Source organism: Aquitalea sp. (genome assembly GCF_030150775.1).
GTDB lineage: Bacteria > Pseudomonadota > Gammaproteobacteria > Burkholderiales > Chromobacteriaceae > Aquitalea > Aquitalea denitrificans.
Genome location: NZ_JASLFG010000030.1, coordinates 1 through 15,490 on the forward strand (window position 1 = coordinate 1; position 15,490 = coordinate 15,490).

Below are 15,490 nucleotides of genomic sequence, written 5' to 3' on the forward strand. Positions count from 1 at the left end.
GGCCATCTTCATGTACCAGTTTGCCTTTACCCGTGGCCAGCTGGGGCTGGGGGCGGCATCGGCCATGATGATGCTGATGACCATCGTCGCCGTACTGGTGCCGCTGATGTATATGGAAACAAGGAGCGCCAAACGTGGCTAAACACCTGACTCCCGGCCGCATCGTGCTGTATGCCGCACTGCTGCTGATGGCCATTTACTACCTGCTGCCCTTGTACGTGATGCTGTCCACCTCGGTAAAAACCCTGGACGACATCCGTGGCGGCAACCTGATTGCCCTGCCGCAATCCATCACCTTTGATGCCTGGAGCAAGGCCTGGTCCAGCGCCTGCACCGGCGTGGAATGTGGCGGCATGAAGGGCTTTTTCTGGAACTCGGTGAAGATGGCGGTGCCGTCGGTGCTGATTTCCACCCTGATTGGTGCGGTCAACGGCTATGTGGTGTCCATGTGGCGCTTCCGTGGCTCGGACGTGCTGTTCACCCTGCTGCTGGTGGGCTGCTTCATCCCCTTCCAGGTGGTATTGCTGCCGATGGCGCGCCTGTTGGGTGAGCTGGGCATTGCCAATACCACCAGCGGGCTGGTGCTGGTGCACGTGATTTACGGCCTGGCCTTTACCACGCTGTTCTTCCGCAACTTCTTCGTCACCATTCCGGATGAGCTGGTAAAAGCCGCACGCATTGACGGTGCCGGTTTCTGGACAATTTTTATCCGCATCCTGCTGCCCATTTCCGGCCCCATCTTCATGGTGTGCGTGATCTGGCAGTTCACCCAGATCTGGAACGACTTCCTGTTCGGCGTGGTATTTGCCGCCGGCGAAGCCCAGCCCATCACCGTGGCGCTGAACAATCTGGTGAACACCTCTACCGGGGTGAAGGAATACAACGTGGACATGGCAGCGGCCATCATTGCCGCCCTGCCCACCCTGTTCGTTTACATGGTTGCCGGCCGCTACTTCGTGCGTGGCCTGACAGCCGGTGCTGTGAAAGGTTGAACGATGGCTGCTCTCTCCATCAATAATGTGTGCAAGACTTACGCCAACGGCACCGAGGTGCTCAAGGGCATCGACATCGCCATCGAAGACGGTCAGTTCCTGATTCTGGTTGGCCCCTCCGGCTGCGGCAAATCCACGCTGCTGAACATGATTGCCGGGCTGGATGACATTTCCAGCGGCGATATCGAAATCGGCGGCAAACGGGTGAACGAGCTGTCGCCCAAGGACCGCGACATTGCCATGGTGTTCCAGAGCTATGCGCTCTACCCGTCGATGAGCGTGCGCAAGAACATCAGCTTCGGCCTGGAAATCCGCAAGATGCCGCAGGGCGAAATCGACGCCACCGTCGAACGCGTGGCACAGATGCTGCAAATGACCCACCTCTTGGACCGCAAGCCCTCGCAGCTGTCCGGTGGCCAGCGTCAGCGCGTGGCCATGGGCCGTGCGCTGGCACGCAACCCGTCCATCTTCCTGTTTGACGAGCCGCTGTCCAATCTGGACGCCAAGCTGCGGGTGGAAATGCGTACCGAAATCAAGCTGATGCACCAGCGGCTGAAATCCACCATCGTCTATGTCACCCACGACCAGATCGAGGCCATGACGCTGGGCGACCGCATTGCGGTGATGAAGGACGGCATCGTGCAGCAGTTCGGCAGCCCGCAGGATATCTACGACAATCCGGCCAATCTGTTTGTGGCGAGCTTTATCGGCTCGCCGTCGATGAACTTCATTCCGGCGCAGGTGGTGGAATCCGCCGGCGTGCTGGGGGTGAAAATCTGCGACGACCAGGGTTGCGTCATCCTGCCGCTGCCGCATGCCCAGGACAAGATGCAGCCGTGGCTGGGCCGCGAAGTCATCTTCGGCATCCGCCCGGAGCAAATCACCGATGCCCGCACCGCCTACCGCGAAGGGCTGCCGGTGATGGCCTGCCATATCGACGTGATCGAACCCACCGGGCCGGACACCCTGGTGTTTGTCTCGCTCAACAACACCAAGGTATGCTGCCGTACCCACCCGACAGAAGCCAAACTGCCGGGCCACAGCATGGAACTGGTGTTCGACGTATCCAAGGCCGTGCTGTTCGACCCGACCACAGAACAACGGATTGCCTGATGAGTCCTTTGCACGCAACACAACTGGCCCCCGAGGGGCCAGTTTTTTCTCCGGTAGCTGCCGGCCTGTGGCGGCTGCACGACTGGAATTTCTCCCCTGCCGAACTGGCAGCCTGGGTGGAGCACGCCATCAGCCTTGGCATCACCACTTTCGACCATGCCGACCTGTACGGCGGCTTTCGCTGCGAAGCGCTGTTCGGCCAGTGGCTGAAGGCCAACCCCGGCCAGCGCCAACACATCCAGCTGGTGAGTAAATGCGGCATCAAGCCGGCAGATGCCAGCCGTGGCTGGCAGGTAAAGCACTACGACAGCAGCCGCGCGCATATCCTGGCCTCGGTGGATGCTTCCTTGCAAAACCTGGGCACGGACTATCTGGACCTGCTGCTGATTCACCGCCCGGACCCGCTGCTCGACCCGGACGAAGTGGCCGAAGCCTTTGCCAGCCTCAAGCAAAGTGGCAAGGTGCGGCATTTTGGCGTATCCAACTTCAGTCCCAGCCAGTTTGCCCTGCTCGCCTCCCGCACAGCCTTGCTCACCAATCAGGTGGAAGCCTCGCTGCTGCATAACGCGCCCTTGTTCGACGGTACCTTTGACCAGTGCCTGCAGGCCGGCATCCGCCCCATGGTGTGGTCGCCGCTGGCGGGAGGCCGTCTGTTACAACCTGCTGCCCACCCGGCACTGCACGCTGCCCTGCAGCAGATGGCCGCCGAGTTGGCGGTCACTCCCGCCACGCTGGCACTGGCCTGGCTGATGCGCCACCCGGCCCGCCCCATCCCCATTTCAGGCTCGCGCCGCCTGGCTGCGCTGGATGAAGCGGCCGCCGCCTGCCGCCTGCAACTGGACCGCCAGCACTGGTTTGCCCTGCTGGCAGCGGCACAGGGCCAAGCGGTAGCCTGAGCGCTAATGCGCCATCGCTGTTTTAAACCTTTTTTTCTGCCTCACTTCACCTAAGCTCAATAAGCAGGACAATGACAAAGGGGATAAGACATGCAAGTGGCGGATATTTTTGAGCAAGCCTCGGGGCGACTGCCGATGGTGCCCAAGGTGGTACAGGAGCTGATTGAGAGCTTTCACAAGACCGATATCAATATTGATGAGATCAGCGACAAGGTAGGCCACGATCAGGTGCTCACCGCGCGGGTGCTGCGGCTGGCCAATACCGCCCGCTTTGGTGGCAGCCGCCGCGTGGGTTCGCTGGACGATGCGGTGGTGCTGCTGGGCTTTGATAACCTGCGCATTCTGGTGATTGCCTCCGGCATTACCGGTGCCACTGCCGGCATACCGGGCTTTGACATGAAAGGCTTCTGGCAGCGCAGCTTTGCCATGGCCAATACCGCCAAGCGGCTGGCCAAGCTGGCCAAGCTGGACGCGCAACTGGGTTATACCTGTGGCCTGCTGTCCAATATCGGCGAGCTGGTACTGCATGTGGCACTGCCGGAACAGGCGGTGCAGATCGACAAGATTGTGGCGGGCGGTGCCGACCGGGTAGCCACCGAGCGCATGCTGCTGGGCGTGGACCTGACCGAGGTGGGAGCCGAGCTGGCCCGGCGCTGGAACTTCCCGGACGACATCCAGCAAGCCATCCGCGATCAGCACGACCTGCTGGGCGACGTTTCTCGCTTTGCCATCGTGATCGGCCTGTCGGCCTATCTGGTGGCGGGCTTCAATCACGATATGAGCGAGGGCGACATGCTGACCACCCTGCCCTGGGCGGTGGTGGATAAACTGGGCATCGCGCGCGATGCACTGACCGGTAGCATCAGCGAGCTGAAAGAAGCCTGCAACGGCATTGACGACATGTTCTGAGCTGCCGTAGCAATACGAAAAAGGCTGCCCGCAGGCAGCCTTTTGCTTTCACGTCCAACAGGGCAGGCCTCAGCCTTCTTCTTCCTCGCTGGCAGCCTCGGCATGGCCCACCACGCCGACAAAGCGGAATTCGATCTCGGCCATCAGCTCGTCGATGCGGATCACGCTCAGCTGGATGCGGTCGCCACGCGCCAGTTCCGGCAGGCCCGGAATGCGCACCCGCATTGGCAGGCCGTCGATACGCACCAGGTCTTCCTTGATGAAGGTGGCCGTAACGTTGCTGACACCTTCCTGCGTAAACCAGCGCAGGCACCAGAAGTGTTCCAGCTTGTCCTGGAAACCCAGATAGGCGGAATAGGTGGTGTCAAAATCGCGCAGCAGGGCAAACAACATGGCATTGCCTTGCTCGAACTGCGGCTTTTCGCCACGAATCATCGCGGTGAGCTGGCGCTGGTTGACGAAGTCGGTGGCACGGCGCAGCGGCGAGGTGGCCCAGGCATATTGCGCCACGCCCAGGCCGATATGCGGCTCGGGGCGGGTGGTCATGCGCACCTTGCCCATGCTCTGGGCGCGATACATGGCCGGGATATCCGCTTCGGCCAGCATGCGGCCCCATTCGCTATTGGCCAGAATCATCAGTTCCGACACCAGCTTGTCCATCGGCGCACCACGCTTGCGCAGGGTGATCAGCACCTTGCCATCGACGACATCAAAGTTGTAGTCCATCTGCACCGGACGGGTGGGGTCGTACTTGCCACGGCGCTTTTCCAGCGCATTGGCAAAGTGCCACAGCCAGGTCAGCTCGCGCTTGAACGGGTAATCCACGCCCGGGTCGTTCAGCAGGGTGTCTTCGTTGAACTGCTGTTCCAGCTCGGCATGACGCAGGTTGGCGGCAATGCGCACCCGCTCGATGCGGCTTTCGTAGGCCACCGGTTCGAAGTCCGGCGTGACGTCCACATACAGGCTGAGTGCCGGGCAGTCCTGCCCTTCCTGCAAGGTAAAGGCCTGCACCACGTCGTCCGGCAACATGGTGATCTTGCCACCGGGGAAATACACGGTGGACAGGCGGCCCCATACCAGCTTTTCGATGTCCGAATCCACCGGCACGCCCAGCGTGGGGGCGGCAATGTGAATGCCCACACGCTTGTTGCCATCCGGCAGATCCACCACCGACAGCGCATCGTCGATTTCGGTGGTATTGGCGTCATCGATGGAGAACGCTGCCACCTCGGACAGCGGCAGTTCTTCCGGCAACTGCGGCGGGGCGTATTTGCCAAAGCCGCTGCCCTTGGGGAAGTACTCCATCAGGAAACCGGCCATCAGGTAGTCCGGCACCGAGCTGATGCCGCCCACGCTTTGCGCCAGTTTTAGCGGCGGCTGGTTCAGCTCGCGCGCGGCCTGATCAAAGGCCTTGAATTCCAGGGTGTTCTTGTCCGGCTTCCACAGCAAGGTCATCAACTGGCTGCGGATGGCCTCCGGCAGAGTGCCGGCTTTCAGCTCGGCCACCCAGCCGTCAATCTGCTCCTGCTCGCGCTTCTTGCGCTCAATGCCGGCCAGGGCTGCTTTCAGTGCTTCTTCCGGGGCTTTCTTGTAACGACCCTTGCCCTTTTTGTAAAAGTACATGGGTGCGCCGAATACGCGCAGGATGATGGCGGCGCTTTCCAGCGCAGAAGGCACATGCCCCCAGTAGTCGGCTGCCAACACATCGTGATCGAACTCTTCTTCCGGGCTGCACTCCCACAGGAAGTCCAGATCAATCTCATCAGCCATTTTTTCTGCAGTAGGAAGAAAATCTGCCAGAGTCGAGCTAAACTCGAGAAAAACATTGCTTGATTTGATCTTGGCCCGCTTGCCATGCTGCGTATCGACCTGCAAGCTGGCATCAGCACGGGAAACAATCGTGCCCACCTTGAAGGATCCGCTTTCTTCGTAAAATACGTTCATTTGCGCGCCAACTGATTCATCAAGCCCAAATTATAACATTTCGCATTCGGGCCCTGCGCTCCTTTGCGACACCCTGCGTCTCATTCATGTTCACGCAGCACTGCTGCAGCGCCATGCTGTCACACCAGACCATGTGCATGTCTGCAGAAACCGGATAACCACTATGAAGCTGGCAAGCAATGCTCACTTTTCGGCAAGAGAACATGCCGCCCGTGAAATCGACCGCATCGGCCACATGCTGGTCACCCGCTGGGATCGCTCGCTGGCCACGCACTTGCTTTCACTGGTGTGCAATCTGGAGCGCCATGTCGATGACCGCCAGGCCGGTCAGTTGCAGACCGAATGCATAACCCTGCGCGAGCTGCTGCAGCAATGGCTGCTACAAAACGACAGCATGCCCAGCGAGCCGGAACGCTACGACGAACTGCGCCATCACCTGGGCATTGTCAGCCAGTTGGCCATGATGGAAGACCGCCAGCAACAACCGGATCAGTTGCACGCCGGCCTGGCCCAAGCCGGCCCGCACATGATTTATCTGTGGATGCCAGATAGCGAAGCTGCTGCCAATCTGGCCGAGCAGCTATCCTGCTTCGGCTTCATTGTCCGCAGCATGTATCAGGCGTCCAAACTGGCACAGGCCCTGACTGAAGCTACCCCTGTTGCTGTGCTTGCCTATACCGACTTCAACGTTGCCGACCCCATTTTTACCCTGGCGCAGACCATCTGCGGACTCTGTCCGCTGCTGTTCTGCTCGCCGCGCCACGATTTCGAGGCCAGATTGCAAGCCGTACGCGCTGGAGCCGACGGCTTTCTGGGCTGGCCGCTATTGGCACACGAGTTGATCGATAACCTGAATTTTGGCGATCTGGGAGAAAAGCGCGATCCGCTACGGGTGATGATCGTGGAAGACATGGTATCGCTGGCCGATCTGTATGCCAGCGTCCTGCAGCACCATGGCGTCGATACCCTGCAATTGACCGAGCCGGCAGGCGTGCTGGACAACATTGTGCAATTCCGCCCGGACCTGATCCTGATGGATATGTACATGCCGGACTGCAATGGCGTGGAGCTGGCACAGATCATCCGCCAGCAGCGACTGCTGGACGGCATCCCCATCCTGTTCCTGTCGGTGGAAAAGCGGCAGTCCATCCAGCTGGATACGCTGACACTGGGCATTGACGGCTTCCTGACCAAACCGGTGGCACCGGAAGAGCTGGTGGTGACGGTGATCAACCGCGCCAGACGTTACCGCAAGCTGCGTTCCTACATTATCAATGACAGCCTTACCGGCCTGCTGAACCACTCGCATTTGTATGCCCAGCTGGAGTACGAGGTGCTACGGGCCAAACGCGACCAACGCGCACTATCGCTGGTGATGCTGGATCTGGACCACTTCAAGACCATCAACGATACCTACGGCCACCCGGCGGGCGACGAAGTACTGGTGAATCTGGCCCGTTTTCTGAAAGAGCGGCTGCGCCGATCCGATCTGATCAGCCGTTACGGTGGGGAAGAGTTTGCCATTGTGCTGCCCGGCACCAGCCAGGAGGATACTGCCCGCATCATGGATGCCTTGCGCCAATCTTTTGTACTGATCGAGCAACCGGGCAATCAGCGCACCTTCCGCCAGACCTTCAGTGCGGGCATCAGCTCACTGGCCACCGCCGGCGACACCACAGAACTGGTGCAGCAGGCCGATGACATGCTGTACCAGGCCAAACACAAGGGACGCAACCGTATCGAGGCCTATTCCTTCACCAGATGAGAACATGCCTGGCACCAGAGGAGTGGCAGCAGGGACTGTCGGCAGTATCAGACTGCGTCGGCCAGAATCAGCCGCACATTGTGTTCTTCCAGCAGCTTGGCTAGCGACTCCGGTGGCTCGGCATCAGTGAACACGGTGTGGAATTCACTGATATGGCCCATGCGCACCAGAGCATTGCGACCAAATTTGCTGTGATCAGCTGCCAGATAGCGGTGACGGGCATTGGCCATCATCGCCTGCGCCACCCGCACTTCGCGGTAGTCGAAATCCAGCAGCGAACCATCGGTTTCAATGCCGGAAACGCCGATGATGGCGTAATCCACCTTGAACTGGTTGATGAAATCCAGCGTGGCCACCCCGGTAATGCCACCATCGCTGGCCCGTACCACGCCGGAGGTGATCATCACGGTGAAATCCGGATTGGCCGACATGATGGAAGCCACGTGGATATTGTTGGTGATGACACGCAAACCCTTGTGGGTGATGGTCAGCGCCTGCGCTACCGCTTCAATGGTGGTGCCGATACTCATGAACAGAGAGGCATGGTCGGGAATGCTGCCGGCAATCATGTCGGCAATATGTGCCTTTTCGCTCTGGAATTTTCCTTTGCGCGCAAAGTAATCCTCGTTCTCCACGCTGCTGCCCAGGGCAGCACCTCCATGGTAACGGCGCAGCAAATTGTCTTCACACAGCTGATTGATATCGCGCCGGATGGTTTGCGGCGTTACATCGAGCAGTCTGGCCAGCTCCTCGATCGGCATGAAGCCGTTTTCGCGGACCAGTTGCAGAATCTTGTCATGACGGGGAGAGCGGCTCATAGGGATTCGATTCCGAAAATCATGTTTAGTTACTAACATATTTTTCGGTCAAAGCGCAAATGCTAGTACCTATCCACCCTTGACCCGTAGCAAACCGCCAGCAAAACCCACCCGGCCAGCAACAGGACCATGCCGGCACATCGCTAGCGCAACACCGCCTCCATGGCAGCAGCGGCCAGTACTGCCGTGGTATCCACAGCCACCATGCCGCAATTGACAGCATCCAGCACCAGCGGTAGCTCGGTGCATGCCAGGGCCACGCCATCACAGCCCTGCCCGCGCAGCGTGTCCACCACCTGTAGCAACTGCTGCAGGCTGTCGGCCCCCACCTTGCCTGCAGGTACCAGCTCCTCAAAAATCACCCGCTGGACAATGGTCTGACCGGCCTCGTCGGGAATGTATTCTTCCACCCCGACCGCCGCCAGCGGCGCACGGTAAAGATGCGACTGCATGGTCCAGCGGGTTCCCAGTACACCAACCCGACGCAAGCCCTGCTGCCGGCATTGTTCCGCCACCACGTCCAGCATGCTGATGACCGGCAAGGGTGCACGCTGGCGGATACCATCAATGCAGCAATGCACGGTATTGGCCGGAATCACGGCCACTTGCGCACCGGCAGCCGCCAGTCGCTGCAGGGATGCCACGATGGAATCCTCGACAATATCCCAGCGTGCCTGCAACTGGGCGGCATGCACCACGCCGAAGTCAGGCTGGTCCAGCACGAAGCGCGGATGATGGTGATGGCCACCGCACAAGCTGGCTGACAAGCGGTGCATTTTCGCCAGGCAATCCAGCGCACCGGGAACGGTGACGCCGGCAATACCGATGACTGTGTTATTCATGGGGGATGTGTCTCTTCAGGAATGGGCATCAGTCATGGTCTTGCTGACTGCTTGCGAGGTGACATTATGCCATTCAGGACACGACAGGAAATCGGTAATCGACATCGGCCTGGCATAGCGGTAGCCCTGCAACAAATGGGCACCGTGCCGGCATAGATAGTCCTCCTGCTGCAGGGTTTCCACACCTTCGGCCACCACGGCCAGGCCCAGCTTGGCCGCCAGTTGCAGAATACTGTCCAGGATATCTGCCGACAGGCTGTCACTGCCGATACCGGCCACAAAGCTGCGGTCGACTTTCAGCTCATCAACATCCAGTTTCTGCAAATAGGACAAGCTGGAATGCCCGGTGCCGAAATCATCGATGGCAATGCGCACACCCAGATCATGCAGTTGCTGTAACTGGGCATCGGTTTGCGGACCGGTAGTAATCAGCTCGCGCTCGGTCAACTCCAGGGTCAGCAGGATGTTGCCAGGCGGGAATGCCGACAGGAAGGCAGCGCAGTCGGCCGGCAAGGAGCCATCCGCCACATAGGCGGCACTGACATTGATGCTGATCTGAAAACCAGCGGGCAAGGAGAGCATGCCCAGTTGCGCGGCAGTCTGCTGCATCAGCGAGCGAGTCATGGCCACGATATGGCCAGTGCTTTCGGCAAAGGGGATGAACAGCTCCGGCAGCACCATGCCATCAACCGGATGCTGCCAGCGCATCAGCACCTCCACCCCGCACCACTGCAGATGCTGGGTATCAACCAGTGGTTGCAGATAAGGAATGAACTCCTGCTGGCGCACCGCCCGTTGCAATTCGCGGCTGGGTGCGCCGCTGCGCAGCAGCAGGCGATGAAAGCTCCAACTGAAGGTAGCACTGAACAGTAGCAGCAAAATGAGCTGATCCGGTTCCTGACTCAGCCGTTCCATCAACAAGTTGGTCATGGAGTAGTCCATGACAATGGCCAGCGGATAATTCGCCGAGTTCAGACTGCGCTGCTGCCAGTAAGGGCGGTCCGGCGGCGAAGTCATGCCGCCTTCTTCATCCAGCCAGCGGTCGCCAACATGCAGGTAAAACCAGGTTTCCTGCTCCAGATGCGCCAGTCTGTCCTTGAGATAATCACTATCCACCACGACCTGGATGCCGTTTACATCGCCACGCTTTGCCTCCAGCCACAACATCAGCAAGGGATGCCAGGGCGATAGCCGGTTACCGCGCCATAATTGCAGCCGCTCCTCACGCGGGTACTCCTGTGAATACACCGGTGCATGCCAGCCAATCACCGAATCGCAATACACCCTGCCCTCGTGATCAATCAGCCGCATCGAACGGACATAGGGCTGGATGGTGACCATGCGGCGTATTTCCGGGTAGATAGCATGACAGTCCAGATTGGGCTGCTGCAACATGGTCTCGCCGGTTTTCTGTGCCTGTTCCAGTATGTACTCGATCTTTTTCAGCTTGAAGGCATGTTGGGTCTCCAGCGTGTGCTGTATACCCGAATAAAACTGGTAAAGCATCAACAGGCCGCCCAGCATGAACAAGGCCAGCCCGGGCAGCATGGTGAGTATGATGCGCTGGCTGCGCCCCAGCGGCTCGAGGGAAGGTAATTGCACGGCATCTCCAATGGCAAACCATTTCAGGTCCCACTGTAGGCCAATAAAAAACCGCCGATAGCGGCGGTTTGGTTTGAAAGTGTATTAACTGATCAACTTGCCAGTCTTGCCTTGTGGCGGGCAATCTGGGCGCGTACCTGATTTGGCGCAGTTCCACCGACATGGTCACGCTGGGCCAGGCTGCCCTCAGGTGTCAGCACCTGATAGATGTCCTGCTCGATCAGCTTGCTGAACTGTTGCAGCTCTGCCAGCGACAGGTCGGCCAGATCCACGCCACGGCCTTCGGCGTAGCGCACACTCAGGGCAACGACTTCGTGGCTGTCGCGGAAAGGCAGGCCTTTTTTCACCAGGTAGTCGGCCAGGTCGGTGGCGGTGGCAAAGCCCTGCAGCACGGCAGCGCGCATGGCTTCCGGCTTCACGGTAACGCCACGCATCATGTCGGCGTAGATGCGCAGGGTGTCGATCAGGGTGTCCACGGTGTCAAACAAGGGTTCCTTGTCTTCCTGGTTGTCCTTGTTGTAGGCCAGCGGCTGTGCCTTCATCAGGGTGACCAGCGCAATCAGGTGGCCCACCACGCGGCCGGATTTGCCGCGTACCAGTTCCGGCACGTCCGGGTTTTTCTTCTGCGGCATGATGGAGCTGCCGGTGCAGAAGCGGTCGGCGATGTCGATGAAGCCGACGCGCGGGCTCATCCACAGGATCAGCTCTTCGGACAGGCGGCTCAGGTGCACCATCACCAGGCTGGCGGCGGCGGTGAATTCAATGGCGAAGTCACGGTCGGACACGGCGTCCAGCGAGTTGTGGCACACATCGTCAAAACCCAGCAGCTGGGCGGTGTAATGACGGTCGATGGGGAAGGTGGTGCCGGCCAGCGCTGCTGCGCCCAGCGGCAGGCGGTTGACGCGCTTGCGGCAGTCGGTCATGCGCTCGGCGTCGCGCGCCAGCATTTCCACATAGGCCAGCATGTGGTGGCCAAAGGTCACCGGCTGGGCCACTTGCAGGTGGGTGAAGCCCGGCATCACGGTGTCGGCGTGCTGCTCGGCCAGTTCCAGCAGGCTGGTTTGCAGTTCGGCAATGAAGCCGACGATGGCGTCGATCTGCGCACGCAGCCACAGGCGGATGTCGGTGGCCACCTGGTCGTTACGCGAACGACCGGTGTGCAGGCGCTTGCCGGCATCGCCGATCTTGTCGGTCAGGCGACGTTCCACATTCATGTGTACGTCTTCCAGATCCACACTCCACTCCAGACGACCGGCGCGGATGTCGTCCAGGATTTCAGCCATGCCACGTCGGATTGCCGCCACATCGTCGTCGGACAGCACGCCAGCCTTGTTCAGCATGGCGGCGTGAGCCAGCGAGCCTTCGATGTCGAATTCGGCCAGGCGTTTGTCGAAATCGATGGAGGCGGTGTATTTCTTGACGAGTTCGGAAACCGGTTCGCTGAAGCGACCGGACCAGGCATGGCTTTCTTGCATCTCGATGATTCCCTGCGGTGATTGTTCTGGGCTACCCCAAGGCAGCAGCGGCAATTATAGGGAAACCATCCCCGCAGAGCGAGTCGGGTCTTGCCCGGCTGTGGCATTACCGTGTCATGGCTGCTGCCTGCGGCCCAGACAGGCCACCAGATAATCGATCAGCACCCGCACCTTGAGCGGCAGATGACGATTGGATGGATACAACAGCCAGGCCATGCCACGGTAGGCGGTGGTGAATTCCCAGTCGTCCAGCACGGTGACAATCTGCCCGGCGTCCAGCGCCGCCCGGGCGGTAAATTGCGGCAGCGGCGCAATACCCAGGTGGGCCAGCACGCCCTGCAGGCGCAATTCGCTGTGATTGGTGGCATAGCGTCCACTCACCGCCACCGTCAGCTGTTCGCTGCCCCGCCGCAGCTGCCAGCGCTTGTCGCCCTCATGTTCGGCCAGATACAGGCACTGGTGCTGCGCCAGATCGCGCGGATGGTCGGGCAGGCCATGCTGCGCCAGATAGGACGGCGAGGCGCACAGCAACTGGCGGATGGGCAGCAGCGGGCGGCCCGCCATGCCGGGTGGCGGGTTGTCACCCACCCGCACGGTGAGGTCCAGCCCGTCGGACAGCGGGTCGACATCCCGGTCGCTGATGAACAGTTCCACATTCACCTGTGGATAAGCCGCCAGGAAGGCCGGTATCAGCGGTGCCACCACAAAGCGGCCAAAGGCCTTGGGCATGCTGACCCGCACCGTACCCTGCGGCTGGGCATGCTGTTGCTGGGCCAGCTGCACCGCCTCATCGGCGGCATCCAGCATGCTGCGGCAGCGCTGCAATGTGGCGTGGCCCACCTCGGTCAGCCGCAGCTGCCGCGTGGTGCGCTCCAGCAGGCGCACGCCCAGTGCCGCTTCCAGCCTGGCCACCTGGCGGCTGAGTGCCGACGGCGTCATGCCCAGTTGCCGCGCGGCAGCGGAAAAACTGCCACGCTCCACCACCAGTACGAAGGCCGCCATGTCTGGCAGCAGTGCGATCAGTCCATTTGTTCCCATGGCGCAAAATTCCTGTTCCAGCAGCACGGATTATCAAACACAAACAAGGCAATGATAATCCAGCCATTGCCCTCCCGTGAAAGTCCGTCATGTCTGCTCCGCACGCCCTGCATCAACGTTATCCCTTCCTGCCGGATCTGGTCCTGCTGCTGGTGGCCATGGTGTGGGGCAGCAGCTATGGCCTGGCCAAGCAGGCGCTGCTGTTCTACCCCGTCCTCGGCCTGCTGGCGCTGCGCTTCGGGCTTACCTTCATCCTGCTGCTGCCCGCTCAGCGGGCACTGGCCGATGCCGCCACCCGGCGCGCCACCGTGCTGGCTTCCCTGCCGCTGGGGGTGGGCCTGCTGGGCATTTTCCTGTGCGAAACCTATGGCGTGGCCCACACCAGCGCCGCCAATGCGGCGTTTCTGATCAGCCTGTGCCTGGTGCTGACACCTTTTGCCGAATGGCTGCTACTGGGGCAAAAGCCCGAAACCGATGCGCTGCTGGCTGCGGCGGTTTCGCTGTTTGGGGCCTGGCTGCTGAGTGGCGCGGCACATTTACAACTGAATGGCGGCGATCTGCTGATGCTGCTGGCAGCGGTATTACGTGCCCTGGTCACCAGCCTGACCCGCCGCCTGACACACGCCAGACCGGTAGCCACGCTGGCGCTGACCGGCTTGCAAAGTCTGGTGATCTGTCTGGGCTGCCTGCTACTGGCCGCCGCGCAGGGCGGCCTGCCCACCTTGCCCAGCCAGCCGGCCTTCTGGGGCAATGTCCTTTATCTGGTGCTGTTCTGCACCCTGTTTGCCTTCTTCGCCATGAATTACGCACTACGCCACAGCAGCGCCACCAGAGTTGCTCTGCTGACCGGCAGTGAACCGGTATTCGGTGCAGCCTTTGCCGTGTTGTGGCTGGGCGAATCATTACCGCCTGCCAGTTGGCTGGGGGGTGGGCTGATGGTAGTGGCCAGCCTGTGGGCGGTACGTCCGCGCCGCACGCTGCAATTGTCTAGGGCTTGATCCACGCTGCTTATGCTCGCGGGGTAGCCGGGCAGCTTGCTATGATGCAGGACACTACCCTGATTACCCTGCCCATGTACCAGCACCGTCAACCGCGCACCATTTTTGCCATCCCGGACTTCCGCAATCTGGGCGTGATGCTGCGCATTCTGCTATCGCTCAACCTGCTACTGCTGTGCTCAGCCTTATTCCAGAATGATGGCGATACCTTGCTGCCACGCATCCTGGGCCGGGCCAGCTGGGCGGAACCATCCATGCTGCTCAGCCTTGGGCTGCTGGGGCTGCTGTCGCCCTGGCTGGCGCGGCGACGCCACGCCAGCACGCTGGTTGCCGCCATCAGCATGCTGTGCGTGGTGGTGCAGGACCGGCTACTCAACCCGCAGGATCTGCCCCGGCTGGACCGCCCGCTACTGGCCGGCCTGCTGGCCCTGCTGCTGCTGCACTACTTCAGCCTGCGCCAGCGCGCGCTGTCCCCGGCACTGGGCGAGGCACGACTGGCTGCCCTGCAGGCACGCATTCGTCCGCACTTCCTGTTCAACAGCCTGAATGCGGCCATCGCGCTGATCCGCTCGCGGCCGGAAAAGGCGGAAATGGTGCTGGAAAACCTAGCCGACCTGTTCCGCGCACAAATGGCCGACCCCGGTCGCACCTCTACGCTGGAGCGGGAAATCGAGCTGGCCAGGATGTATCTGGCCATCGAGAGCGAAAGGCTGGGCGCACGCCTGCACGTCAGCTGGAATATCGATGCCGCCCTGGATGCCAGCCTGCCGCCGCTGCTACTGCAACCACTGGTGGAAAACGCCGTGCACCACGGTGTGGAACGCTGCGGCCTTGGCGGAGAAATCCGGGTGCGGGCGCAGATAAAGGGCGGGCAATTACTGCTGAGCGTCAGCAATCCACTATCCGCCAGCCCGGATGTGCCGCATCAGGGCAACCGCATGGCGCTGGACAATCTGCGCGAACGGCTGGCGCTGTTTTACGATGCCGAGGCCTCGCTGCAGGTGGCCGAGGCCGATGGCCAGTACCACACCATGATCCGCCTGCCCTACCAGCCGGCAGACCCGGCAGGGCAGTCCCCCTTTTTCCGCTAGCCACTCA

13 protein-coding genes are annotated in these 15,490 nt (G+C 60.8%); 7 read left to right on the plus strand and 6 right to left on the minus strand.

All coding sequences use genetic code 11. The features are described 5' to 3' along the window. The first annotated feature begins 134 nt into the window (after positions 1-134). The 4 genes from QVF59_RS09860 to QVF59_RS09875 all read left to right on the plus strand — a co-directional run bounded on the left by QVF59_RS09860 (position 135) and on the right by QVF59_RS09875 (position 3,910). Positions 135-992: a carbohydrate ABC transporter permease gene (locus tag QVF59_RS09860; RefSeq protein WP_287879292.1), complete on the plus strand. Its 858-nt coding sequence runs from the start codon at positions 135-137 to the stop codon at positions 990-992. Positions 993-995: 3 nt separating this feature from the next. After that, a complete protein-coding gene (locus QVF59_RS09865; RefSeq protein ID WP_287879293.1) occupies positions 996-2,105 on the plus strand; it encodes an ABC transporter ATP-binding protein in 1,110 nt (369 codons plus the stop codon). Beyond that, a complete protein-coding gene (locus QVF59_RS09870) occupies positions 2,105-3,001 on the plus strand; it encodes an aldo/keto reductase (RefSeq protein WP_287879294.1) in 897 nt (298 codons plus the stop codon). Before QVF59_RS09865 ends, QVF59_RS09870 begins: the two co-directional genes overlap by 1 nt. A 90-nt stretch (positions 3,002-3,091) precedes the next feature. Further along, entirely contained in the window at positions 3,092-3,910 is an 819-nt protein-coding gene (locus tag QVF59_RS09875) for an HDOD domain-containing protein (protein ID WP_089082983.1), read from the plus strand. Positions 3,911-3,979: 69 nt separating this feature from the next. Here the strand turns inward: QVF59_RS09875 and QVF59_RS09880 are convergent, their stop codons facing one another. Then, a complete protein-coding gene (locus QVF59_RS09880; RefSeq protein WP_287879295.1) occupies positions 3,980-5,854 on the minus strand; it encodes a ribonuclease catalytic domain-containing protein in 1,875 nt (624 codons plus the stop codon). Positions 5,855-6,017: 163 nt separating this feature from the next. On the opposite strand from QVF59_RS09880, the gene QVF59_RS09885 reads away from it, so the two are divergent. Beyond that, positions 6,018-7,619 carry a GGDEF domain-containing response regulator gene (locus QVF59_RS09885; RefSeq protein WP_287879297.1) on the plus strand — a complete coding sequence of 534 codons (1,602 nt, stop codon included), beginning with the start codon at positions 6,018-6,020 and terminating at the stop codon, positions 7,617-7,619. A gap of 47 nt (positions 7,620-7,666) precedes the next feature. On the opposite strand, the gene QVF59_RS09890 is transcribed toward QVF59_RS09885, so the two are convergent. The 5 genes from QVF59_RS09890 to QVF59_RS09910 all read right to left on the minus strand — a co-directional run bounded on the left by QVF59_RS09890 (position 7,667) and on the right by QVF59_RS09910 (position 13,394). Further along, positions 7,667-8,437 carry a DeoR/GlpR family DNA-binding transcription regulator gene (locus QVF59_RS09890; protein ID WP_089082985.1) on the minus strand — a complete coding sequence of 257 codons (771 nt, stop codon included), beginning with the start codon at positions 8,435-8,437 and terminating at the stop codon, positions 7,667-7,669. Positions 8,438-8,580: 143 nt separating this feature from the next. Beyond that, complete coding sequence (locus QVF59_RS09895) at positions 8,581-9,279, minus strand: aspartate/glutamate racemase family protein (protein ID WP_287879299.1); 699 nt, start codon at positions 9,277-9,279, stop codon at positions 8,581-8,583. A 15-nt stretch (positions 9,280-9,294) separates the two neighbouring features. Next, the gene (locus QVF59_RS09900; RefSeq protein ID WP_159880340.1) at positions 9,295-10,881 is read right to left on the minus strand and encodes an EAL domain-containing protein; all 1,587 of its coding nucleotides are present in this window, start codon (positions 10,879-10,881) and stop codon (positions 9,295-9,297) included. Positions 10,882-10,973: 92 nt separating this feature from the next. Next, positions 10,974-12,356 (minus strand): argininosuccinate lyase, encoded by a 1,383-nt coding sequence (gene argH / locus QVF59_RS09905; RefSeq protein WP_287879302.1) that lies wholly within the window; start codon positions 12,354-12,356, stop codon positions 10,974-10,976. Positions 12,357-12,470: 114 nt separating this feature from the next. Beyond that, positions 12,471-13,394, minus strand: coding sequence for a LysR family transcriptional regulator (locus QVF59_RS09910; protein WP_287879304.1), 924 nt, complete (start codon positions 13,392-13,394; stop codon positions 12,471-12,473). Positions 13,395-13,483: 89 nt separating this feature from the next. Between QVF59_RS09910 and QVF59_RS09915 the strand changes: the two genes are divergently transcribed. Then, a complete protein-coding gene (locus QVF59_RS09915; RefSeq protein WP_159880346.1) occupies positions 13,484-14,392 on the plus strand; it encodes a DMT family transporter in 909 nt (302 codons plus the stop codon). 41 nt (positions 14,393-14,433) lie between these two features. Beyond that, a complete protein-coding gene (locus QVF59_RS09920) occupies positions 14,434-15,483 on the plus strand; it encodes a sensor histidine kinase (RefSeq protein WP_287879309.1) in 1,050 nt (349 codons plus the stop codon). The last annotated feature ends 7 nt before the right edge of the window (positions 15,484-15,490 follow it).